Raw genomic sequence first — 20,434 nt, 5'->3', positions numbered from 1 at the left:
GCGGGTGGCCGGGGGCGGGGGCGGCACGGCGTGGGGCCCGGCGCCGCGGTCCTGGCCGTGCCGGGCCCGTCCCGCCGGTACGCTGCCCCGGTGACGAACAACCGTGCGGCGGGCGGCGGGCGAAGACGGGCGGTGCTGCTCGGCCTCGTCGCGCTGCTGTCCCTCGCGGCGACGGGCACGGTCTACGGCCTGCTGTACGCGCGGTCGTCGGACTTCGACGAGCGCTGCGAGCGGGGCCTGGTGACGGGCGGCGGGCACCTGCTGGAGACGGGCGCCTCCTGGCTGCCGCCGGACGCGTGGTGCCGTTTCGAGGAGCAGAGCGTGTCCACCACGCCGTTCTGGGCGCTGCTGCTGTTCTACGCGCTGCTGACCGCGGTCGTCTGGTCGGTGACCGCGCTGGCGCGCACGCTGCGGCCGCGCCCGTACTCGGGCTTGGAGTGGCAGCCGGGGCACGGCCAGGGGTGGTGAGGCCACCTGGTGCGCACCGTTGCGCCGGGGCGGCCGCCGCTCGGAGTGGGGCGTGGAGGCCGCTGCGGGCCTGACGGCCGGTGTTCGAGCGGGTGGTGCGGGTCACTAGGGTGCACCCGTGCGCGTATTGCTGGTGGAAGACGATGAGCCGGTCGCCGAGTCGCTGCGGCGCGGGCTGGTGCGGTACGGGTTCGAGGTCTCCTGGGTGACCACCGGGGCGGCGGCGCTCGCCGAGGCGGACCCGTACGACCTGGTGCTGCTGGACCTCGGACTGCCCGACACCGACGGGCTGGACGTCTGCCGGGCGCTGCGCCGGCGCGGTGACGTGCCGATCATCGTGATCAGCGCGCGCAGCGACGAGACCGACCGGGTGGTCGGGCTGGAGATCGGCGCCGACGACTACGTGTCCAAGCCGTTCGGCGTGCGCGAGGTCATCGCCCGGATCCGCGCCGTGCTGCGGCGGGCGCGGCCCGCGGAGCAGCAGGCGGCGGCCGGCCCGGACCGGTACGGGCCGCGGCTCACCGTGGACCGCCGGGCCGCCCGGGTCCGGCTGGACGGCGCCGAGCTGCCGCTCACGCCCAAGGAGTACGACCTGCTGGCCTTCCTCACCGAGGAGCCGGGCGCGCTGATGTCCCGCGAGCAGATCATGGAAGCGGTCTGGGACGCCAACTGGTTCGGCCCCACCAAGACGCTGGACGTGCACGTCGCCGCGCTGCGGCGCAAGCTCGCGGGGGCGGTGGCGATCGAGGCGGTGCGCGGAGTGGGGTTCCGGCTGGTGGTGGCGCCGGTCCCGGCCGCGAGCCCGGACGACTCCCCTTGATCAGGCGGCTGATCGTCAGCTACGTGCTGCTGGTCGGCGTGGCGCTGGCCGCGTTCACGGTGCCGGTGGCGTTCACGCTGACCGCCCAACTGCGCCGGGACACCGAGGAGTCGGTGCGGCGGGAGGCGACCACCATGGCGCTGCTGCTCGGCGACGGCGACGCCCCCGCCCGGCAGGCGCTGGCCCGGGTGGCCGGCGCGTACGCGGACGAGACGCCCGGAACGGTCGAGGCGGTGGCCGCGGACGGCACGGCCGTGCCGCCGCTGCCGACGCCCGCCCGGCCGGAGGACGCGGCGATCGCCCGGGCACTGCGGGAGGGGCGCAGCACGGCCGACTGGGGTTCGCGGTTCGTCTGGGGGCCGCAGCTGGTCGTCACCGTGCCCGCGTACGCCCGGGGCGACCACCAGCGGATCGTCGGCGCGGTCCGGATCCGCTACGCCACCGCCGACCTCAGCGACCGACTGTGGCGGATCTGGGGCTTCCGGGCCGTCCTCGCGGTCGGGGTGCTGGCGGCCGCCGCCGGGCTGGGCGCCGTCGTCGCCCGGCTGCTGACCAGGCCGCTGCGCCTGCTCAACGACATGGCCAGCCGGTTCGGCGACGGCGACCTGACGGCCCGCTCCCCCGTCACCGGCCCGCAGGAGACCCGCACCCTGGCCCGGACCCTCAACCAGGGCGCCGAACGGCTCGACACCCTGGTCGCCTCGCAGCGGATCTTCGTCGCGGACGCCTCGCACCAGCTGCGCACGCCGCTGACCGCGCTGCGGCTGTCGCTGGACAACATCGCGGACGGCGTGGACGACGAGCTCGTCCGGGAGGACGTGGAGCAGGCCACCGCCGAGGTGGTCCGGATGAGCCGGCTGGTCAGCGGGCTGCTGGTGCTGGCCCGGGCCGAGGCCAAGGTGTCCGCCCCGGAGCCGGTGGCGCTGTGCGACCTGGTCGAGGAGCGGCTGGACGTCTGGCGGCCGGCGGCGGCGGAGCGCGGCGTGTCCGTCACCCTGGCCGTTCCGGGCGGGGCGGGCGGGGTGGCCGGGGTGGGCGGGGTGGCCGGGGTGGCCGGTCCGGGCGGGGCGGGCGGGGTGGCCGGGGTGGCCGAGCGGTCGTCCGTACCGGCCGTGCTCGCCGGGCCGGGCGGGCTGGAACAGGTGCTGGACAACGTGCTCTCCAACGCCCTGGAGGTCTCGCCGGACGGCGGCACCATCACCGTGCGGATCACCGTCGGTGCCGCCGGCGGCTCCCACGACCCCGGCGGCGCGGACGCCGGGACCACGGTGCTGGAGGTGCTGGACCAGGGGCCCGGGATGACCGACGCCGAGAAGTCCCGGGCCTTCGACCGGTTCTGGCGCGGGCAGGGCCTCACCGGGCGCTCCGGCTCGGGCCTCGGGCTCGCCATCGTGAAGCAGTTGGTCACCGACGACGGTGGCACCGTGGTCCTCGCGGACGCGCCCGGCGGCGGGCTCTGCGTACGGATCACGCTGCGCAGCGCCGCCCGGGGCGCGGTGGCCCGGGGTGCCGCGGTCAGCCCTCGGCGGGGAGCACCGAGGAGTGGTGGTTGACGATCAGCCACTTGCCGCCGCGCTTCTCGTACTCGTAGCTGTAGCGGGCCTCGATCTGCTTGGCGGCGCCGGTGGCCGGGTCGGTCAGGTAGAAGCGGTAGAGGCCCGCGTCGACGGCCGAGGTGGCGTCCAGGACGTTGATCACCGAACGGATCTTCTCGCCGCGCGGCTTCTTCTGCAGGAAGTGCTCGAAGTAGTCGACGATCCCGGCGCGGTCGGTGCGGATCACCGGCGAGGCGGTGGGCAGCAGGACGGCGTCCGGGGCGTAGCGGTCCGCGACCTGCTTCGCGTCGCCGGTCCGCAGCGCGGCGTTCCACTGGTCGAAGAGCGCGGCGATCTCGCGCTCGGACGCCTTGCCGCGCCGGCTCGACTCCTCCCCCGCCTGGGCCGCCCCGACCCCGGCGGTGAAGGTGCCGACCGCGGCCACCACGGCGGCGGTGCCGAGCACGGCGCGGGTACGGAGCTTGGACTTCATCGGGCCTCCTGGGGGCGGTGGGTCACGGCCGCGCCCCACCGGTGTGACCGGCGTCGCTGCGGCGATCTCGGTGATCGTTAAGGTCTGTTCCGGCGGGACCGACTCGCTCCGGGCGGGCCCGTTCTCCGGTGCACCCACTCTCGCGGCGGCCCGGTAAGCGGCCGTCCAGCGGACGGCAAAGGCACGGCCAAGGCTGCGCCAAATTCCTTCAGGGGAAAGGGAATACGGATCGTGGACAGTGATGCGAAGGGCCTCTACCGGAGGTTCGCCGAGCGGGAAGCGCGCGGAAACTCGCCGGTCTACCAGGAGTTGGCCGAGCGCGTGGCGCAGGACGGGCCGCTGCTCGCGCTGTTGGAGCGGCTGCCGGACGCCAAGCGGCAGCCGAACCTGCTGTTCGGCGCCGTCCGCCACCTGGGCGGCCCGGTGACGGAGGGCTGGCCGGCCTTCCGCACCTGGGTCACCGCGCACTGGGCCGAGGTGTCGGCGACCATGCTGGAACGCCGGACCCAGACCAACGAGGCGGGCCGCTGCGCCACCCTGCTGCCGCTGCTGGCGACGCTGCCGCAGCCGCTCGCACTGATCGAGGTGGGAGCCTCGGCCGGCCTGTGCCTGTACCCGGACCGGTACCGGTACCGGTACCGGTACCGGTACCTGGCGGCGGGGGGAGCGGGCGTGCCTGCGGGCGAGTCCGGCAAGTCCGGCGAGTCCGGCGAGTTCGAGGAGGGCGGCGAGTTCGGCGCCGAGGGCAGTGCGGTGGTGCTGGACTGCACGGTCAGCGGGCCGGTGCCGCTCGGTGCGTCGCTGCGGGAGCGGCTGCCCGAGGTGGTGTGGCGGGCCGGGATCGACCTCAATCCGCTGGACGTCCGGGTCGAGGAGGACGTGCGCTGGCTGGAGTCGCTGGTCTGGCCGGAGCAGACCCACCGACTGGAGCGGCTGCGCGGCGCCGTCCGGATAGCCCGGGCCGAACCGCCGCTGCTGGTGCGCGGCGATCTCAACGCCACGGTACGGGAGTTGGTGGCCCGGGTGCCGGCGGGGGCGACGCCGGTGGTGTTCCACAGTGCGGTGCTCGCGTACCTGCCGCCGGAGGCGCGGGAGGAGTTCGCGGCGACCATGCGCGACCTGCCCGGGCACTGGATCTCCAACGAGGCGGTCTCCGTGCTGCCGACCGTCGCCGGCCGTCTGCCCCGCCCGGCCCCCGAGGGGTCCGGGCTGTTCGTCCTCGCCCTGGACGAACAGCCGGTGGCCTTCACCGGCCCGCACGGGCAGTCGCTGGACTGGTTCGGCGCGGCGTGAACCGGGCGGGGTCCGGGCCCGCGAGCGCGAGGCCCAGGGGCCGGTTCGCCGCTCGGGCTTGAAGCTGCCGCAGCGGCAGCTTCTACCGTCGTGACCAGGGCCGGAGCCTCCGGCCCTGGTCCACGCGAACGTGGGACGGGAGAGGAGACGGCATGACCACCTGGCCGATCGCCGAGGTCGCCCGGCTGTCCGGGGTGACCGCTCGGACCCTGCGGCACTACGACGAGATCGGGCTGCTGCCCCCGGCCGGGATCGGCTCCAACGGCCACCGCTACTACGAGGAGCGGCAGTTGCTGCAGCTGCAGCAGATCCTCGTGCTGCGGGCGCTGGGCGTGGGGCTGGGCGAGATCGCCCGGGTCCTCGGCGACCAGGTCGACGAGCTGGCGGCCCTGCGCGGCCACCACCAGCGGCTGGTCGCCGAGCGCGACCGGCTGGACGTCCTCGCCGCCACCGTCTCCCGCACGATCGCCGACCTGGAACGCGCCCGAGAGGACGGCACCCCCATGACCGCCATCAACCGACCGGAGAACCTGTTCGAGGGCATCCAGCCCGCCGACGTCGACGCGAGCCTGCGTGACTTCCCCGAGCACGCCGAGGCGGCCCGGCGCGCGACCGCCGCGATGAGCCCGGCCGAGATCGAGGCCGGCCAGCGCGAGCGGACCGCGCGGATGGTCCGGCTGGCGGAGCTGATGGCCGCCGGCCGGCCCGCCGACGCCGGGCCCGTCCAGGACATGATCGACGAGGAGTACCGGCTGCTCGGCGCCCTCCGCTCGGGCGCCGGAACCGGCCCGGTGGCCGGCCCCGCAGCCGCCCCGGTGGCCGTCCCGGTGACGGAGTACCTCGCGATCGCCCGCTCCTGCACGGAGAACGAGCAGTGGCGCGCCGCCTACGAGGCGATCGCCCCCGGCCTGGCCGCGTACCAGCGGGCGGCCATGGAGGCCTACGCGGCTGCGGCACTGACGGCCTGAGCCCGGGCCGGACGGCGGCCGGGCCGGACGGCGGCCGGGCCGGACGGCGGCCGGGCCGGACGGCGGCCGGGCCGGACGGCGGCCGGGGCGGGCAGCGGCCGGGGCCGGTGCGCGGACCCGGCCGTCACTCCGTCCGCAGCGCCGTGACCGTCCTGGTCCGGGCCGCCCAGGTGGCGGGGAGGGCGGCGCCGAGCAGCGCCAGCACCAGGCCGCCGAGTATCAGCGGACCCACCACCGACAGGTCGAACACCGTGAGGTCCGCCTCGGGCACCCCGACTCCGGCGGCGCGCGCCATCGCGGGCATGACCTCGTGGTGCACCAGGATCCCGAGCGGCACCCCGATCAGCCCGGCCACCAGCCCGCTGCCGCAGACCGAGGTGAGCACCATGCCGACCGTCTGCCGGGGCGACATGCCGAGCGCCTTGAGCACCCCGAGGTCGTGCACCCGCTCCCGGGTGTCCAGCAGCACCGTGTTGAGCACCCCGAGCCCCGCGACCACGGAGAGCAGCACGGTGAGCGTCACGGCCAGGGTGTTCATCGCCAGCATGACGATGCTGATGTGCTGGCCGCCCGGCTCGGCGGTCAGGCCCATCGGGCTGACGGCCTCGTCGAGCGCGTCCGCGTACGCGTGGGCGTCGGTGCCCGGAGTGAGGTCGATGTGGAAGGAGCTCGCCTCGGTGTGGACGGTGTTGCCGAGCGGAGCCAGCGTGGCCCGGTCGACGAACACCATGTCGTCCGTCGCGAGGATCTCACCGGTGATCTTCGTCGGGACGGAGCGGCCGTGGTCGGTGAGGGCGATGGTGTCCCCGACCTTCGCCTGGTTGGCGCGGAGGAAGGTGGCACCGACCACGATCTCGCCGGGGCCCTGGAACCAGCGGCCGGAGACCAGCTGGTAGCCGCTGCGGGAGGTGTCCCCGGAGAACGCCACCACCTGGGAGCGGCTGGTGCTCCCGGCCGGCACGGCCGTGCTCGGCGCGCTGCTGTACCAGGCACGGACGCCGGGGCGGGCCTCGATCGCCTTGGCCACGGCCGCCTCGTCCACGTGGTCGACCGGCGTGGAGCCGTCGAACGGGACCTCGACCAGGACCTGGTCGGACCGGCCGGCGGTCAGCCCGTCCTGGAAGGCGCCGAGCGAGAGGGTCAGGCCGACGGAGAGCGTCACCCCGATCGTGCCGAGGGCCACCGCGGCGGCCGTGGTCACCGAGCGGGCCGGCCGGTTGAGCGGGGTCGCCAGCCCGAGGCTGAACGCGCGCGGCACCGGAAGTCGGCCGATCAGCTCACGGCCCCGGGCGACCCGGCCATCGGTGCCCCCGCGCCGAGCCGACCGGCCCCGGTCGGCCGCGCCCCCGGTGCCCGTCCCGGCCCGGCCGACCGCGAGCGCCTCCACCGTGCGCAGCCGCCCGGCCCGCAGCGCGGGCACCAGCGCGGTGCCCGCCACGGCCGCCAGTGCCACGACCGCGACGACCACGTCCACCCAGAGCGGGATGCCGAGCAGGCCGCCGCGCAGCGCCTTGTGGGCCAGGCCGAGGACGGGCACCGAGAGCAGGTTGCCGCCGAGCACGCCGAGCGCGGTGCCCACCCCGGCGGGGATCAGGGCCTGCCCCACGTAGGCGCGGGCCACCTGGGCCGGGGTGAAGCCCAGGGACTTGAGGATGCCGATGCGCCGGGTGGCGGCGCCGACCGCGCCGCTGACCACCACGCCGATGATCAGGACCGACATGGCCAGACCGAGCACCCCGAAGGCCGTGACGAACGGGACGAAGGTGGAGGCCGTCCGGTTGGCCGCCTCCTGGGCCGGGCGGTAGGAGGTGACCCGGGCGAGGGCGCCGCCCGGCACCGCGGCGGCGAGCGCGGCACGGTCGGCCGTCACCTCGGCGTCGGTGCCGGCGTGGGCGAAGCGGTACAGGTACTGGGCAGCGGGCACCGTACCGGGCGCGGTGAGCCCGGCGACCTGCTCGGGAGCGATCCAGCCGTCCGCACTCCAGGAGACGGAGGAGGCCAGACCGACCACTTTGAGCACGGGTTTCCCGGGCAGGTCGGGGAACTGCATGCTGTCGCCGACCGCCAGCGGGGAGTGCCCGTCCAGGAACACCACCTCGCCGGGGCCCGCGACCCACCGGCCCATGGTGATCCGCAGGCCGTCCATCGGGCCGTCCTGCGCCCGGCCGACCAGCGTCATCGGCGGGAGCGGGCTGCCGGGCGGCGGGACCTTCGTGTCGGTGCCGGCGTGCGCCTGCACGGTGAGCGCCGGGTAGGGGCCGGAGGAGGCCGTCACGCCCGGCGCGCCGGCGGTCGCGGCGAGCTGGGCCGGGCTCGCCTTGGCAGGGTCGTACAGCACGTTGAGGTGGGCGCCGTGCTGCGCGGTGAAGGAGCGCTGGTACGGGCCCTGGGCGGCGACCAGCAGCCCGGTCGCGAGGATGCACGCCGTCACGGACATCATCGTGGTGAGCACCATGACCAGGGTCTGCACCCGCTTGCGGCCGACGCCGGCCCGCACCACCTTGCTCAGGGCGCTCATCGCACCGCCTCCGGGCTCGGCGCGTCCGCCGTGTCCCGCACCAGCCGGCCGTCGAGCAGCTCGATCGTCCGGCGGGCGCAGGCCTCGGCGAGCGCGGTGTCGTGGGTGACCAGGAGGATCGTCTGCCCCTCCTCGTTGAGCCCGCGCAGCAGGTCGCGGACGTCCGCGGCGGAGGCGGTGTCCAGCGCCCCGGTCGGCTCGTCGGCCAGCAGCAGCGGCGGCCGGTTCATCAACGCCCGGGCCACCGCCACGCGTTGGCGCTCGCCGCCGGAGAGCCGGCCCGGGAAGGCCCTGGCGTGCCGGGCCACCCCCAGCCGCTCCAACAGCTCCTCGGCCCGGGCGCGGGCCTGCTCCCGGCGCATCCCCGCCAACTGCGCCGGGAGCAGCACGTTGTCCAGCACGTTCAGGTCGTCCAACAGGTTGAAGAACTGGAACACCATGCCGATCCGGGTGCGCCGGTACTCGGCGAGCGCGGCCTCGCCCAGCTCGTGGACGGCCACGCCGTCCACCTCCACGCGGCCCTCGCTCGGGCGGTCGAGGCCCGCGATCAGGTTGAGCAGGGTCGACTTCCCGCTGCCCGAGCGGCCGAGCACGGCCAGCGCCTCGCCGGCCCGCACCTCCAGGTCGATCCCGGCCAGCGCGGGGCGGGCGGCGTCGGATCGGTCGTACGTCCTGCTGACGCCGCGGATCCGGATGATCGGCGCGTTCACGGGCCCTCCATGCTTCGAACTCCGGCCCGGCATGTCCGGTCCGGCTGACGGAACATGACGCTACGTAGTCTCGACGGGGTGTCGACAGCCGCCTACGCGGCCTCTCGCAGGTGTATCCAGATACACCTCGAACTGGGTGTTCAGGCCTAGAGCGCCGGGCCTTCCCAGCCGTGCAGACTTGGCCACCGGCGGGACCGGAGGATCGGGATCCGGGGCTGGGCTCCGGGTTGAGAGGGGGTGCGACATGGGTGCGGGCATGGTGGCTGGAATCGTGGGCGCGAGCATCGCGGGTGCGGGCGTCGTGAGCGAGGTCGTGACGGGTTCGGGGGTCGTGGGCAAGGCCGCCCGGCGGGTGGGGCGCGCCTGCCTGGACGGCCTGCGGGCCTGGTACGCGGTGACGCTGGCGGTGACGGGGCTGGTCGCGCTGCTGGCCGGGCCGGTCCTGCTGGTGTCCGCGCTGTTCGGGCCGGAGGAGTCACGGCCGTTCGGGCCGGGCGGGCCGCTGATCCTGCTGGTCCCGACCGGGCCGGTCGCACTCTGGGCGCTGTGCTGGGCCACCGGGGGCGGCGGCCGGGCGGTCGGGGCCGCCCTGTTCGCCCCGGGCGCGCTCGCGGTGACGGCCACCCACCTGTACGGCGGCGCCGCGCCCGGCGGGCGGTCCGTGTCGTTCTGGCTGGCGCCGGCGATGGTGGTGTTCGGGCTGCTCGGCACGCGCTGGGCGGCGGCCGAGGGCAGGCGCGTCGTGGGGCGGTGGAGCGGGCAGCCGATCCCGCTGCCGTACCACCGCGCGCCCGGCGCCTGCGGCCCGTGGCAGCGGCTGCGGACCGGCGGCTGGCTGACCGACCCGGCGACCTGGCGGGACCTGGCCTGGGTGCTGCTCACCGGCTGGGCCGCGCTGGCCACCGCCGCCGTGGTGGTCCTCACCCCGGTCGCCCTGGAGGTCCTCGGGCGGAACGGGCCCCTCGTCCCGCTCGGCATCCTCTACGGGATGGGGGTCTGCGTCGCCCCGCTCGCCGCGCTCTGGGCCGCCCCGCCGGTACTGCGACTGCACGAGCGGTCCGCGCGGGCGCTGCTCGGGCCGTCCCGGCAGGCCGAACTCGCCCGCCAGGTCAGCCACCTGACCCGGACCAGGGCGGACACCATCGACGCCGGGGCGGCCGAGCTGCGCCGGATCGAACGGGACCTGCACGACGGGGCGCAGGCCCGGCTGGTGGCCCTCGGCATGCTGCTGACCGTGGCCGAGCAGCTGAAGGGGGATCCGGAGGCCCTCGGGCCGCTGCTGACCGAGGCCAGGCTGTCCTCCGTGAAGGCCCTGGGCGAACTGCGGGACCTGGTGCGGGGCATCCATCCCCCGGTACTGGCCGACCGGGGCCTGGCCGACGCGGTGGAGGCCACCGCACTGGACCTCCCCCTGCCGGTCACCTTCACGGGCGGCCTGCCCGGCCGGGCGCCGGCCCCGGTGGAGTCGGCCGCCTACTTCGCGGTGAGCGAGCTGCTGGCCAACGTGGTGAAGCACGCGGGCGCCTCGCGCGTGTGGATCGAGATAGGGCACAGTGACGGGCTGCTGGGGATATCGATCACCGACGACGGGCGCGGCGGCGCCGACCCGTCCCGGGGCACCGGCCTCAGCGGAACCGAACGCCGACTGGCCGCCTTCGACGGGGTGCTCGCGATCAGCAGTCCGCCCGGTGGCCCGACCATCGTGAACCTGGAGATCCCGTGCGCGTTGTCATCGCCGAAGACCTCTTCCTCCTCCGGGACGGGCTGACCCGGCTGTTGGAGGCCAACGGGATGAAGGTCACCGCGGCGGTCGAGACCGGCGACCAACTGCTCGCCGCGGTGGCCGCCGACCTGCCGGACATCGCCGTGGTCGACGTCCGGCTGCCGCCGACCTTCACCGACGAGGGCCTGCGGGCGGCGCTGGCGGCCCGGCAGGCCCACCCGGGCCTGCCCGTCCTGGTGCTGTCGCAGTTCGTGGAGCAGCTGTACGCCCGCGAGCTGCTGGCCGGCAGCACCGGCGGGATCGGCTACCTGTTGAAGGACCGGGTGCTGGACGGCGCCACCTTCATCGACGCGATCCAGCGCGTCGCCCAGGGCGGCACCGCGATGGACCCGGAGGTGATCACCCGGCTGCTCACCCACACGTCCTCCGCCGGGCCGGTCTCCACCCTCTCCCCGCGCGAACGGCAGGTCCTGGGGTTGATGGCGGAGGGCCGGTCCAACGCGGCGATCGCCCAGCAACTGGTGATCACCGAGCGGGCGGTGGCCAAGCACACGGCCTCGATCTTCGTCCGGCTCGACCTCCAACCCTCCGACGACGACAACCGCCGGGTCCTGGCCGTCCTGGCCTACCTCAACAACTCCTGACCCCGCCCACGACCCCGCCCCACCACGCCCCCGCCCGCGCCCCCGCCCCAACCTGAACCACACGACCCGGAGCACCGCACCCGAGAGGAGCCGCCCCGAAACCAAACTCTTGACGAACTCCCGACAAAACTGGTGGGCGGCCCTCCGCTGCAGGGGGCTCGCCGGTCGAGAAATGGGTCATTTAGGCTGGTGGGGTGCTCATCCTTGTTCGTCGCCGCCACGTGGACCTGCTCCGCGTGACGAGCATGTCCTGTCGACGCTCCAGCTGAACCTCGCGCCACACCCTCAACGGCGGCCCCCACCCGGCCGCCACCACCACCCGGCTCCCGGGGCACCCGCCGCACCAGGCGCCGCCCCGGCCGCCCCCGGTCGACCACCGGGACCAGCCGGGACGAGACCCAGCGGATGTCACCAATGACGCAGCAGCACACGCCCATACCCTCGACCGGCACCGACCCGGCCTCCGCGCCCGCGCCCGCCGCCAGCGCCACGCCCACGGCCGGGGAGCACCCCGAGGCCCTTCCGGTGATCGACCTCTCGCTCGCCGACGGCAGCCCGGAGGACCGGCTCCGCCTCCACGACGAGCTCCGCACCGCGGCCACCGGGGTCGGGTTCTTCCAGCTCGTCGGCCACGGCGTCACCCCGGCCGAGACGGCCGCGCTCACCGGCGCAATGCGGGCCTTCTTCGACCTGCCCGAGGCCGAGCGGCTGTCCGTGAGCAACCTCAACTCCCCGCACTACCGCGGCTACACCCGCACCGGCGACGAACGCACCGGCGGCAGCCAGGACTGGCGCGACCAGCTGGACATCGGGGCCGAGCTGCCCGCGCACGTCCCCGGCGACGGCGAGCCGCCGTACTGGTGGCTGGAGGGCCCCAACCAGTGGCCCTCGACGCTGCCCGAGCTGCGCACCGCCGCGCTCGGCTGGATCGACCGCCTGGGCGAGGTCGCCGGCCGCCTCCTCCACGAGCTGCTCGCCTCGATCGGCGCCCGCCCCGACTTCTACGACGCGGCCTTCGCGGGCCACCCCCACCTGCGACTGAAGCTGGTCCGCTACCCCGGCACCGCCCCGGACGGCGCCGGGCAGGGCGTCGGCGCCCACAAGGACTACGGCTTCATCACGCTGCTGCTGCAGGACACCGTCGGCGGGCTCCAGGTGGAGCGGCCGGACGGCAGCTTCCTGGAGGTCCCGCCGATGGAGGGCGCCTTCGTCGTCAACCTCGGCGAGCTGCTGGAGGTCGCCACGGACGGCTACCTCAAGGCCACCAGCCACCGCGTGGTGAGCCCGCCCGGCGCCCGCGAGCGCTTCTCCGTCCCGTTCTTCTACAACCCCCGGCTCGACGCCCACATCGAACCGCTGGACTTCCCGCTCGCCCACCACGCCCCCGGCGCCACCGCCGACCCGGAGAACCCGCTCTTCGCCGACTTCGGCCTGAACGAGTGGAAGGGCTACACCCGCGCCCACCCCGAGGTCACCCGCCGCCACCACGCCGACCTCATCGGGCCCGCCGCCCGCTGACCCCGCACTGACCCCGCACTGACCACGCCCTGACCCCGCCCGCGGCCGAGCCGAGTTCGGCCTGAACGAGCGGAGGGGCTACCCCCGGGCCCACCCGGACGGACGCGTCCCCGCCCCGCGTCCCCGTCCCGCGCCCCTGTCCCGCCCGCCGACTCCGGCCGCAGGACAGGGGCGTCGGCCGTCCGGAGCGCCGCCCCCGCCCGTCGCGGCGGCGCCCGATCCCGGTGGACCGCGAGGGCGGGCACTGTCACACTGCTGCTGTCACAGCGGGAATGTGCCACAGCGGAATGGGCCAGCGCGGGAGGCAGCAGATGGGGGAGCACGGCGCCGGGGCGGGCGAGGTGCGGCTGACGGTGGACGAGTTGGCGGCTCGGGCCGGGATGACGGTGCGGACGGTGCGGTTCTACGGAACGAAGGGGCTGCTGCCGCCGCCCGAGCTGGGGCCGCGCCGGGTGGGCCTGTACGGGGCGGCGCACCTGGACCGGCTGGAGCTGATCGAGGAGTTGCAGCGCCAGGGCCTGACGCTGGCCGCGATCGAGCGGTACCTGGCCCGGCTGCCGGAGGACAGTTCGCCGCTGGACCTGGCGATCCACCGGGCCCTGGTGGCGTCCTGGACGCCCGGGACGGCCGAGGAGGTGAGCCGCGCCCAGTTGGAACGGCGGGCCGGGCGCGGGCTGTCGGAGGAACAGGTCGAACGGCTGGCGGCGATGGGGGCGCTGGAGCGGACGGACGACCCGGAGCTGTTCCGGGTGGACCCCGGGCTGCTGCCGCTGGGCGTGCGCGTGCTGGACGTGCCGATCCCGCTGGAGACCCTGCTGGCCGCCCGCGCGGTGGTGGTGGAGCACAGCCGGGCGACGGCACGGGAGTTGCAGCGGCTGTTCCGGGAGACGGTGTGGAAGCCGTACCGGGAGAGCGAGCCCGCGCCGGAGGAACTGGCCCGGATGAAGGCGCTGACCGACCACATCCAGCCGATGGTGGCGCAGGCGCTGGTCACCGCGTTCCAGCGCTCGCTCCGGGAGGAACTCGGCGAGGAACTGAGGAACTGAGGAACTGAGGAACTGAGGGGCGAGCCCCGCTGACGAACCGGGTGGGGCCGTGCCGAACACGACCCCACCCGCCACCGCGGAAACCCGCCGAGCCCGCCGAACCCGCCGAACCCGCCGGATCAGTCGGTGAACGTCCGCCCCTCCGCCGCGATCCGCTCCAGCAGCGCCGGCGGCGCGAACCGCTCGCCGTACGTGGCCGCGAGCTCGCGGGCCCGGGCCGCGAAGCCGGCCGGGCCGCCCTCGTACCCGTTGATGTACTGGAACACGCCGCCGGTCCAGGCCGGGAAGCCGATCCCGAGGATCGAGCCGACGTTGGCGTCGGCGACCGAGGTCAGCACGCCCTCCTCCAGGCAGCGCACCGAGTCCAGCGCCTCGCTGAAGAGCATCCGCTCCTTCAGGTCCTCGAAGGGCACCTCGGCCCTGGCCGCGCCCGTGTCCGCGCCCGCGTCCGGACCGGAGAAGTGCTCGACCAGCCCCGGCCAGAGCCGGCCGCGCCGGCCGTCCTCGCCGTACTCGTAGAAGCCCGCGCCGCCGCTGCGCCCGGGCCGGCCGAACTCGTCGACCATCCGGTCGACGACGGCGTCCGCCGGGTGCGGCGTCCAGGTGCCGCCGGCGGCCTCGACCGAGCGCCGGTGCTCGTCCCGGATCTTGCGCGGCAGGGTGAGGGTGAGCTCGTCCATCAGCGAGAGCACCTTGGCGGGGTAGCCGGCCTGGCCGGCGGCCTGCTCGACGGAGGCCGGGTGGACGCCCTCGCCGACCATGGCGACGCCCTCGTTGATGAACTGGCCGATGACCCGGGAGGTGAAGAAGCCGCGCGAGTCGTTGACCACGATCGGGGTCCGGTCGATCTGCCGGACCAGGTCGAAGGCGCGGGCGAGCGCCTCGTCACCGGTCTGCGGGCCGCGGATGATCTCGACCAGGCGCATCTTGTCGACCGGCGAGAAGAAGTGCAGCCCGATGAAGTCGGCCGTGCGCCGGACGCCTTCGGCGAGCAGGCCGATCGGCAGGGTGGAGGTGTTGGAGCAGAGCAGCGCGTCGGGGGCGACGACGCCCTCGATCTCCTGGAACACCTTGTGCTTGAGCTCGGTGTTCTCGAAGACGGCCTCGATCACCGCGTCGCAGTCGGCCAGGTCGGCGGCCTCGGCGGTGGGGGTGATCCGGGCGAGCAGGGCGTCGCGCTTGGCCTCGGTGGAGCGGCCCCGGGCGACGGCCTTGTCCAGCAGCCCCGCGCTGTAGGCCTTTCCGCGCTCGGCGGCCTCGACGGTGACGTCCTTGAGGACGACGTCGATGCCGGCCTTGGCGCAGGCGTAGGCGATGCCGGCGCCCATCATCCCGGCGCCGAGCACGGCGACCTTGCGGACGAGCCGCTTCTCGACGTCCTTGGGGCGCCCGGCGCCGGAGTTGACGGCCTGCATGTCGAAGAACAGCGCCTGGATCATGTTCTTGCTGGTCTGCCCGCAGGCCAGCTCGGTGAAGTAGCGGGCCTCGATCACCATCGCGGTGTCGACGTCGACCTGGGAGCCCTCGACCGCCGCGGCCAGGATGTTGCGCGGGGCCGGGTAGGGCGCGCCGTTCAGCTGCTTGCGCAGGTTGGCCGGGAAGGCCGGCAGGTTGGCGGCGAAGGCGGGGGTGGCCGGGGTGCCGCCGGGGATCCGGTGGCCCTTGACGTCGTACGGCTGGACGGCGGTCGGGTTGGCCTCGATCCAGGCCTTCGCCCGGGCGGTCGACTCCTCGGCGGTGTCCACGAGTTCGTGCACCAGCCCGTGCTCCAGCGCCTGCGCCGGGCGGTACTGCTGCCCCTGCAGCAGGAACTTCAGCAGGGCGTCGGTGATGCCGAACAGCCGCACGGTGCGGACCACTCCGCCGCCGCCCGGCAGCAGGCCGAGGGTGACCTCGGGGAAGCCGATCCGGCTGGCGGGGGTGTCCACGGCGATCCGGTGGTGGCAGGCGAGGGCCAGCTCCAGGCCGCCGCCGAGCGCGCTGCCGTTGAGCGCGGCGACGACGGGCTTGCCGAGGGTCTCCAGGGTGCGCAGCGCGCGCTTGATCCGCATGGACTTCTCGAAGACGGCCGCGGCGTCCCCGGGGCCGGCGGCGGAGAGCATCCGCAGGTCTCCCCCGGCGAAGAAGGTCTTCTTGGCGGAGGTGATCACCACGCCGCGCAGCTCGTCGGCGGCGGCGAGCGCGGCCAGCCGGCCGACGACGGCCTCGAAGTCGGCGGTGAACGCCTCGTTCATGGTGTTGACGGACTGGGTGGGGTCGTCGAGGACGAGGGTGACCACGCCGTCCTGGTCCTGCTCCCAGCGGATGGTGGTGGTGTCGCTCATCAGGTAACTCCAGGTCTGGGAGGGGAGGTCAGACGCGCTCGACGACGGTGGCGATGCCCATGCCGCCGCCCACGCAGAGGGTGATCAGGCCGTACCGCAGGTCGCGCCGCTCCAGCTCGTCGACGACGGTGCCGACCAGCATCGCGCCGGTGGCGCCGAGCGGGTGGCCGAGGGCGATCGCGCCGCCGTTGACGTTCACCTGGTCGTGGCGGAAGCCCATCTCGCGGATGAAGCGGAGCGCGACCGCCGCGAAGGCCTCGTTGATCTCGACCAGGTCGATGTCGGCGGCGGTGAGGCCGGCCTTGGCGAGCGCCTTGCGGGTGGCCGGGGCGGGGCCGGTGAGCATGATGGTCGGCTCGGAGCCGGAGACGGCGGCGGAGACGATCCGGGCGCGCGGGCGCAGCCCGTACCGCTCGCCGACCTCGCGGTTGCCGATGGCGACCAGGGCGGCGCCGTCCACGATGCCGGAGGAGTTGCCGGCGTGGTGGACGTGGTCGATGGCCTCCACCCAGTGGTACTTCTGCAGGGCGACGGCGTCGAAGCCGCCGGCCTCGCCGATCGCGGCGAAGGAGGGCTTGAGGCCGGCCAGGGTCTCGACGGTGGTGCCGGGGCGGATGAACTCGTCGCGCTCCAGCACGACCAGGCCGTTGCGGTCGCGGACCGGGACGACCGAGCGGTCGAACAGGCCGTCCGCCTGGGCCTTGGCGGCGCGGGCCTGGGACTCGGCGGCGAAGGCGTCCACGTCGGTGCGGGAGAAGCCCTCGATGGTGGCGATGAGGTCGGCGCCGATGCCCTGCGGCGCGAAGTTGGTCTCGTACGCCGTCATCGGGTCGGCGAACCAGGCGCCGCCGTCCGAGGCCATCTTGACCCGGGACATGGACTCCACGCCGCCGGCCAGGATCAGGTCCTCCCAGCCCGAACGGACCTTGGCGGCGGCCAGGTTGACGGCTTCCAGGCCGGAGGCGCAGAAGCGGTTCTCCTGGACGCCGGCGACGGTGTCGGGCAGGCCGGCCGCGATGGCGGCGATCCGGGCGATGTCGGAGCCCTGGTCGCCGATCGGGCTGACCACGCCGAGCACGATGTCGTCGATCGCGGCCGGGTCCAACTCGGGGTAGCGGTGGCGCAGTTCGTGGATCAGTCCGACGACCAGGTCGATCGGCTTGGTGCCGTGGAGCGAGCCGTTGGCCTTGCCCCGGCCGCGCGGGGTGCGGATCGCGTCGTAGACGTACGCTTCGGTGGTCACGATGGAAGTGCCTTTCGGGGGGCGGGGGCTGGGCGAAGGGGGCGTTCAGCCGAGGATGGAGCGGCCGACGATCTCCTTCATGATCTCGGTGGTGCCGCCGTAGATCGTCTGGATGCGTCCGTCGACGAACGCCCGGGCGACCGGGAACTCGCTCATGTAGCCGTAGCCGCCGTGCAGTTGGAGGCAGCGGTCGGCGGTGCGCTTCTGCAGTTCGGTGGCCCACCACTTCGCCATCGAGGCGTCGGCCGGGGTGAGCGCGTAGCGGTTGTGCTCGGTGATGCAGCGGTCGACGAAGGCCCGGGTGACGGCGCACTCGGTGGCCAGTTCGGCGATCTCGAAGCGGACGTGCTGGAGCTTGGCCAGCGGGCGGCCGAAGGCCTGGCGCTGCTTGACGTAGTCGGTGGTGATCTCGACCAGGTGCTCGGCGCCGGCGATCGCGGCGACCGCGATGGCGAGCCGTTCCTGGGCGAGGTTCTGCATCAGGTGGATGAAGCCGCCGTTCAGCTCGCCGAGCAGGTTCTCCTTCGGCACCCGGACGTCCTGGAAGAACAACTCGGCGGTGTCCTGGGCCTTCTGGCCGATCTTGTCGAGGTTGCGGCCGCGCTCGAAGCCGGGCATGCCGCGCTCCACGACCAGCAGGCTGAGCCCGTGCGAGCCGCCCTCGGGGGTGGTGCGGGCGGCCACGACGACGAGGTCGGCGAGGATGCCGTTGGAGATGAAGGTCTTGGCGCCGTTGAGCAGGAAGTGGTCGCCCTGGTCGACCGCCTGGGTGCGGATGCCCTGCAGGTCGGAGCCGGTGCCGGGCTCGGTCATCGCGATCGCGGCGATCAGCTCGCCGGAGCAGAAGCCGGGCAGCCAGCGGCGCTTCTGCTCCTCGGTGGAGAGCGAGATGAGGTAGGGGCCGATGATGTCGTTGTGCAGGCCGATCGCCAGCCCGGGGGCGCCGGCCCGGGCGAACTCCTCGGCCAGCACGGCGGCGTAGCGGAAGTCGGAGGTCCCGCCGCCGCCGTACTCCTCGGGGACGGCGAGGCCCAGCAGGCCCTGGCGGCCGGCCGCGAGCCAGACCTCGCGGTCGACGGCGCCCTCCCGCTCCCAGCGGTCGTAGTGCGGCAGCACCTCCTTGGCCAGGAAGGCCCGGACGGTGGCCCGGAAGTCCTCGTGCTGCTCGGTCATGATGTCCCGCTGCAACGCTACTCTCCTTGTTCCGGAGCGGAGTTGGGGTGAAGGCCCGGGACGCCCCAGTCCCGGGCCACCTCGGCGGTGTCCGCGCCGGGCCGGGCCGGCGGGCGGCGCAGGGTGCCTGGGGTGGCGGAGAAGCGCGGGGCGGGGGCGGGCTGGGTGATGCCGCCCGCCTCGACGTAGGTGCCGCGTGCCGACAGGTGCCCGTCCGCCGCGGCCTGACGCATCGTCAGCACCGGCTCCACGCAGGCGTCGGAGCCCGCGAAGACGGCCTCCCACTCGACCCTGGTCCGGGTGGCGAAGCGGGCGGCGATCAGGGCGCGCAGCTCGGGCCAGCGGGCGAGCTCGTACTGGCCGGGCGCGTCCGGGCCGAGGTCCAGCAGGCGGGCGAACTCGGCGTAGAAGCGCGGCTCCAGCGCGCCCACGGCCAGGTGCCCGCCGTCCGCCGTCCGGTAGATCGCGTAGAACGGCGCGCCGCCGTCCAGCAGGTTGGCGCCCCGGCGGTCCTGCCAGTGGCCGGCCGCGAGCAGGCCCCACAGGATGCTGCCGAGGTGGGCGGCGCCGTCGACGATCGCGGCGTCGACCACCTGGCCGGCGCCGGTGGCGCGGGAGTGGTGCAGGGCGGCGAGCAGCCCGACGACCAGGTAGAGCGAGCCGCCGGCGTAGTCGCCGAGCAGGTTGGCGGGGATGCCGGGCGGCTCGTCGGCGCCGCCGGCGCCGGCGACCAGCCCGAGCACCCCGGCGACCGCCGTGTACCCGAGGTCGTGCCCGGCAGTGGCGGCCCGCGGGCCGCTCTGGCCCCAGCCGGTCATCCGCCCGTACACCAGGGCCGGGTTGCGGGCCAGGCAGGCCTGCGGGCCGACGCCCAGCCGCTCGGCGACGCCGGGCCGGTAGCCCTCGATCAGCAGGTCGGCGCGCTCGACCAGGTCGAGCACCAGCCCCGGGCCGTCCGACGCCTTGAGGTCGACCAGCACCGAGCGCTTGTTGCGGTTGGTGAGGTCGTACGCCGGGTCCGGCCCGACCGCCGGCGGTGCCGGCCGGTCGACCCGCACCACGTCGGCGCCGAGGTCGCCCAGCAGCATCGCCGCGAACGGGCCCGGCCCGATCCCGGCGAGCTCCACCACCCGCACACCGGCCAGCGGGCCCGGGGCCGCCGTTCCCGGCCGCCCGCCCGGCTCCGGTGCACTGCTCGTGTCACGCACTGGCTGCTGAACCCTTCCGATGGGTTTGACAGTAAAGCTGTAACACTCGTGATGATAGGGAAGCGACCGGCCGGTAACAAGCCCTCGCGCCGCGCCCGTTCGGGGCGCCACGCCTCCCTTGACGAACCCTTGACGAAGACCGCCGATCATGGCGCAACCGGTCACGTGGAGGGGGCGTCAGTACACCGACAGAGGCGGCCTGTACGGTCGTCGTGCCACGGGGGGATCGACCCCTCTTCATGAATGAGGAGGACTGCACACGCATGGTTAATGCCCAGTTCACCACGGGACCGGTCGCCCCGGCCCCGGCGTCGGGACCGGTGGCGGGACCGGCGTCGGGACCGGTGGCGGCCGCCGCCGCGGCGGAGCCGCCCGCCCGGCTCGTCCTGGCGAGCGCCGGAAGCCCGTCCGGGCCCTCCGCCGGCGCCACCACCCAGCTCGACACCCCGCACGAGCTCGCCGCCTCGGCCGGGATAGCCCGGCAGATCGGCACCGACCTCAACAGCGCCAACGGCAAGGCCGGCCCCGGCGCGCACAGCCTCACCGAGTACGCGAGCACCGCGTCCACCAAGATCCGCGGCTTCTCCTTCGGCGGCGCGCTCACCGGCAGCACCGAGCGGTGGATGCAGCAGTGCCAGGCGCTGCACGACCGGCTCGACGCCGCCGCCGGCAGCCTCGACACGACCCAGCAGAACTACCAGAACAACGAAACCCGCACCGCCGCCGATCTCCGCGCGCGCCAGTAACAGG

At 74.6% G+C, this 20,434-nt stretch carries 17 protein-coding genes; 10 read left to right on the top strand and 7 right to left on the bottom strand.

Translation table 11 applies throughout. The features are described from left to right. The first annotated feature begins 90 nt into the window (after positions 1-90). From AB2U05_RS26135 to AB2U05_RS26125, 3 genes are all read left to right on the top strand, one after another. Positions 91-468: a hypothetical protein gene (locus tag AB2U05_RS26135; protein WP_157882292.1), complete on the top strand. Its 378-nt coding sequence runs from the start codon at positions 91-93 to the stop codon at positions 466-468. A gap of 118 nt (positions 469-586) precedes the next feature. Further along, positions 587-1,288 (top strand): response regulator transcription factor, encoded by a 702-nt coding sequence (locus AB2U05_RS26130; RefSeq protein ID WP_369184417.1) that lies wholly within the window; start codon positions 587-589, stop codon positions 1,286-1,288. Continuing rightward, entirely contained in the window at positions 1,285-2,841 is a 1,557-nt protein-coding gene (locus tag AB2U05_RS26125; protein WP_369184416.1) for a sensor histidine kinase, read from the top strand. The genes AB2U05_RS26130 and AB2U05_RS26125 overlap by 4 nt, the downstream gene beginning before the upstream one ends. Here AB2U05_RS26125 and AB2U05_RS26120 read toward each other — a convergent pair. Then, positions 2,804-3,316: an SgcJ/EcaC family oxidoreductase gene (locus AB2U05_RS26120; RefSeq protein ID WP_045705283.1), complete on the bottom strand. Its 513-nt coding sequence runs from the start codon at positions 3,314-3,316 to the stop codon at positions 2,804-2,806. The genes AB2U05_RS26125 and AB2U05_RS26120 overlap by 38 nt on opposite strands. A gap of 231 nt (positions 3,317-3,547) precedes the next feature. On the opposite strand from AB2U05_RS26120, the gene AB2U05_RS26115 reads away from it, so the two are divergent. Both AB2U05_RS26115 and AB2U05_RS26110 read left to right on the top strand, forming a co-directional pair. After that, positions 3,548-4,609, top strand: a complete 1,062-nt coding sequence (locus tag AB2U05_RS26115) for a DUF2332 domain-containing protein (protein ID WP_369184415.1) — start codon at positions 3,548-3,550, stop codon at positions 4,607-4,609. Between the two features lie 152 nt (positions 4,610-4,761). Continuing rightward, positions 4,762-5,577: a MerR family transcriptional regulator gene (locus tag AB2U05_RS26110; protein ID WP_045708854.1), complete on the top strand. Its 816-nt coding sequence runs from the start codon at positions 4,762-4,764 to the stop codon at positions 5,575-5,577. Between the two features lie 124 nt (positions 5,578-5,701). Here the strand turns inward: AB2U05_RS26110 and AB2U05_RS26105 are convergent, their stop codons facing one another. Then, the gene (locus AB2U05_RS26105) at positions 5,702-8,095 is read right to left on the bottom strand and encodes an FtsX-like permease family protein (RefSeq protein WP_369184414.1); all 2,394 of its coding nucleotides are present in this window, start codon (positions 8,093-8,095) and stop codon (positions 5,702-5,704) included. Then, positions 8,092-8,805, bottom strand: coding sequence for an ABC transporter ATP-binding protein (locus tag AB2U05_RS26100; protein WP_369184413.1), 714 nt, complete (start codon positions 8,803-8,805; stop codon positions 8,092-8,094). Before AB2U05_RS26100 ends, AB2U05_RS26105 begins: the two co-directional genes overlap by 4 nt. Positions 8,806-9,061: 256 nt before the next feature. Between AB2U05_RS26100 and AB2U05_RS26095 the strand changes: the two genes are divergently transcribed. The 4 genes from AB2U05_RS26095 (at position 9,062) to AB2U05_RS26080 (ending at position 13,736) form a co-directional block, all read left to right on the top strand. Continuing rightward, positions 9,062-10,573, top strand: a complete 1,512-nt coding sequence (locus AB2U05_RS26095) for a histidine kinase (RefSeq protein WP_369184412.1) — start codon at positions 9,062-9,064, stop codon at positions 10,571-10,573. After that, positions 10,525-11,172, top strand: coding sequence for a response regulator transcription factor (locus AB2U05_RS26090; RefSeq protein WP_045705293.1), 648 nt, complete (start codon positions 10,525-10,527; stop codon positions 11,170-11,172). Before AB2U05_RS26095 ends, AB2U05_RS26090 begins: the two co-directional genes overlap by 49 nt. 414 nt (positions 11,173-11,586) lie before the next feature. Then, complete coding sequence (locus tag AB2U05_RS26085) at positions 11,587-12,690, top strand: isopenicillin N synthase family dioxygenase (protein WP_369184411.1); 1,104 nt, start codon at positions 11,587-11,589, stop codon at positions 12,688-12,690. A gap of 311 nt (positions 12,691-13,001) precedes the next feature. Next, positions 13,002-13,736: a MerR family transcriptional regulator gene (locus tag AB2U05_RS26080; protein ID WP_369184410.1), complete on the top strand. Its 735-nt coding sequence runs from the start codon at positions 13,002-13,004 to the stop codon at positions 13,734-13,736. 119 nt (positions 13,737-13,855) lie between these two features. On the opposite strand, the gene AB2U05_RS26075 is transcribed toward AB2U05_RS26080, so the two are convergent. The 4 genes from AB2U05_RS26075 to AB2U05_RS26060 are packed head-to-tail and all read right to left on the bottom strand — an operon-like array spanning position 13,856 to position 19,684. Further along, positions 13,856-16,060 carry a 3-hydroxyacyl-CoA dehydrogenase NAD-binding domain-containing protein gene (locus tag AB2U05_RS26075; protein ID WP_369184409.1) on the bottom strand — a complete coding sequence of 735 codons (2,205 nt, stop codon included), beginning with the start codon at positions 16,058-16,060 and terminating at the stop codon, positions 13,856-13,858. A 28-nt stretch (positions 16,061-16,088) separates the two neighbouring features. Next, positions 16,089-17,303 carry an acetyl-CoA C-acetyltransferase gene (locus AB2U05_RS26070; protein ID WP_045708860.1) on the bottom strand — a complete coding sequence of 405 codons (1,215 nt, stop codon included), beginning with the start codon at positions 17,301-17,303 and terminating at the stop codon, positions 16,089-16,091. Positions 17,304-17,348: 45 nt separating this feature from the next. Further along, positions 17,349-18,491 (bottom strand): acyl-CoA dehydrogenase family protein, encoded by a 1,143-nt coding sequence (locus tag AB2U05_RS26065; protein WP_369184408.1) that lies wholly within the window; start codon positions 18,489-18,491, stop codon positions 17,349-17,351. 2 nt (positions 18,492-18,493) lie between these two features. Continuing rightward, complete coding sequence (locus AB2U05_RS26060) at positions 18,494-19,684, bottom strand: CaiB/BaiF CoA transferase family protein (protein WP_369184407.1); 1,191 nt, start codon at positions 19,682-19,684, stop codon at positions 18,494-18,496. A gap of 263 nt (positions 19,685-19,947) precedes the next feature. On the opposite strand from AB2U05_RS26060, the gene AB2U05_RS26055 reads away from it, so the two are divergent. Then, the gene (locus tag AB2U05_RS26055) at positions 19,948-20,430 is read left to right on the top strand and encodes a hypothetical protein (RefSeq protein ID WP_369184406.1); all 483 of its coding nucleotides are present in this window, start codon (positions 19,948-19,950) and stop codon (positions 20,428-20,430) included. The last annotated feature ends 4 nt before the right edge of the window (positions 20,431-20,434 follow it).

Origin of the sequence: Streptomyces sp. Y1, assembly GCF_041053115.1 — a bacterium.
Classification (GTDB): Bacteria; Actinomycetota; Actinomycetes; order Streptomycetales; family Streptomycetaceae; genus Kitasatospora; species Kitasatospora rubellomurina.
Note: the sequence above shows the minus strand (reverse complement) of the source record. Positions and strands in the feature narration are given on the sequence as shown.

What these genes read in the sequence shown, in the direction of transcription:
- AB2U05_RS26055 (WP_369184406.1), top strand. Translation starts at nt 19,948, where the DNA reads ATGGTTAATGCCCAGTTCACCACGGGACCGGTCGCCCCGGCCCCGGCG.
- AB2U05_RS26120 (WP_045705283.1), bottom strand. Translation starts at nt 3,316, where the DNA reads ATGAAGTCCAAGCTCCGTACCCGCGCCGTGCTCGGCACCGCCGCCGTG.
- AB2U05_RS26075 (WP_369184409.1), bottom strand. Translation starts at nt 16,060, where the DNA reads ATGAGCGACACCACCACCATCCGCTGGGAGCAGGACCAGGACGGCGTG.
- AB2U05_RS26110 (WP_045708854.1), top strand. Translation starts at nt 4,762, where the DNA reads ATGACCACCTGGCCGATCGCCGAGGTCGCCCGGCTGTCCGGGGTGACC.
- AB2U05_RS26085 (WP_369184411.1), top strand. Translation starts at nt 11,587, where the DNA reads ATGACGCAGCAGCACACGCCCATACCCTCGACCGGCACCGACCCGGCC.
- AB2U05_RS26080 (WP_369184410.1), top strand. Translation starts at nt 13,002, where the DNA reads ATGGGGGAGCACGGCGCCGGGGCGGGCGAGGTGCGGCTGACGGTGGAC.
- AB2U05_RS26095 (WP_369184412.1), top strand. Translation starts at nt 9,062, where the DNA reads ATGGTGGCTGGAATCGTGGGCGCGAGCATCGCGGGTGCGGGCGTCGTG.
- AB2U05_RS26105 (WP_369184414.1), bottom strand. Translation starts at nt 8,095, where the DNA reads ATGAGCGCCCTGAGCAAGGTGGTGCGGGCCGGCGTCGGCCGCAAGCGG.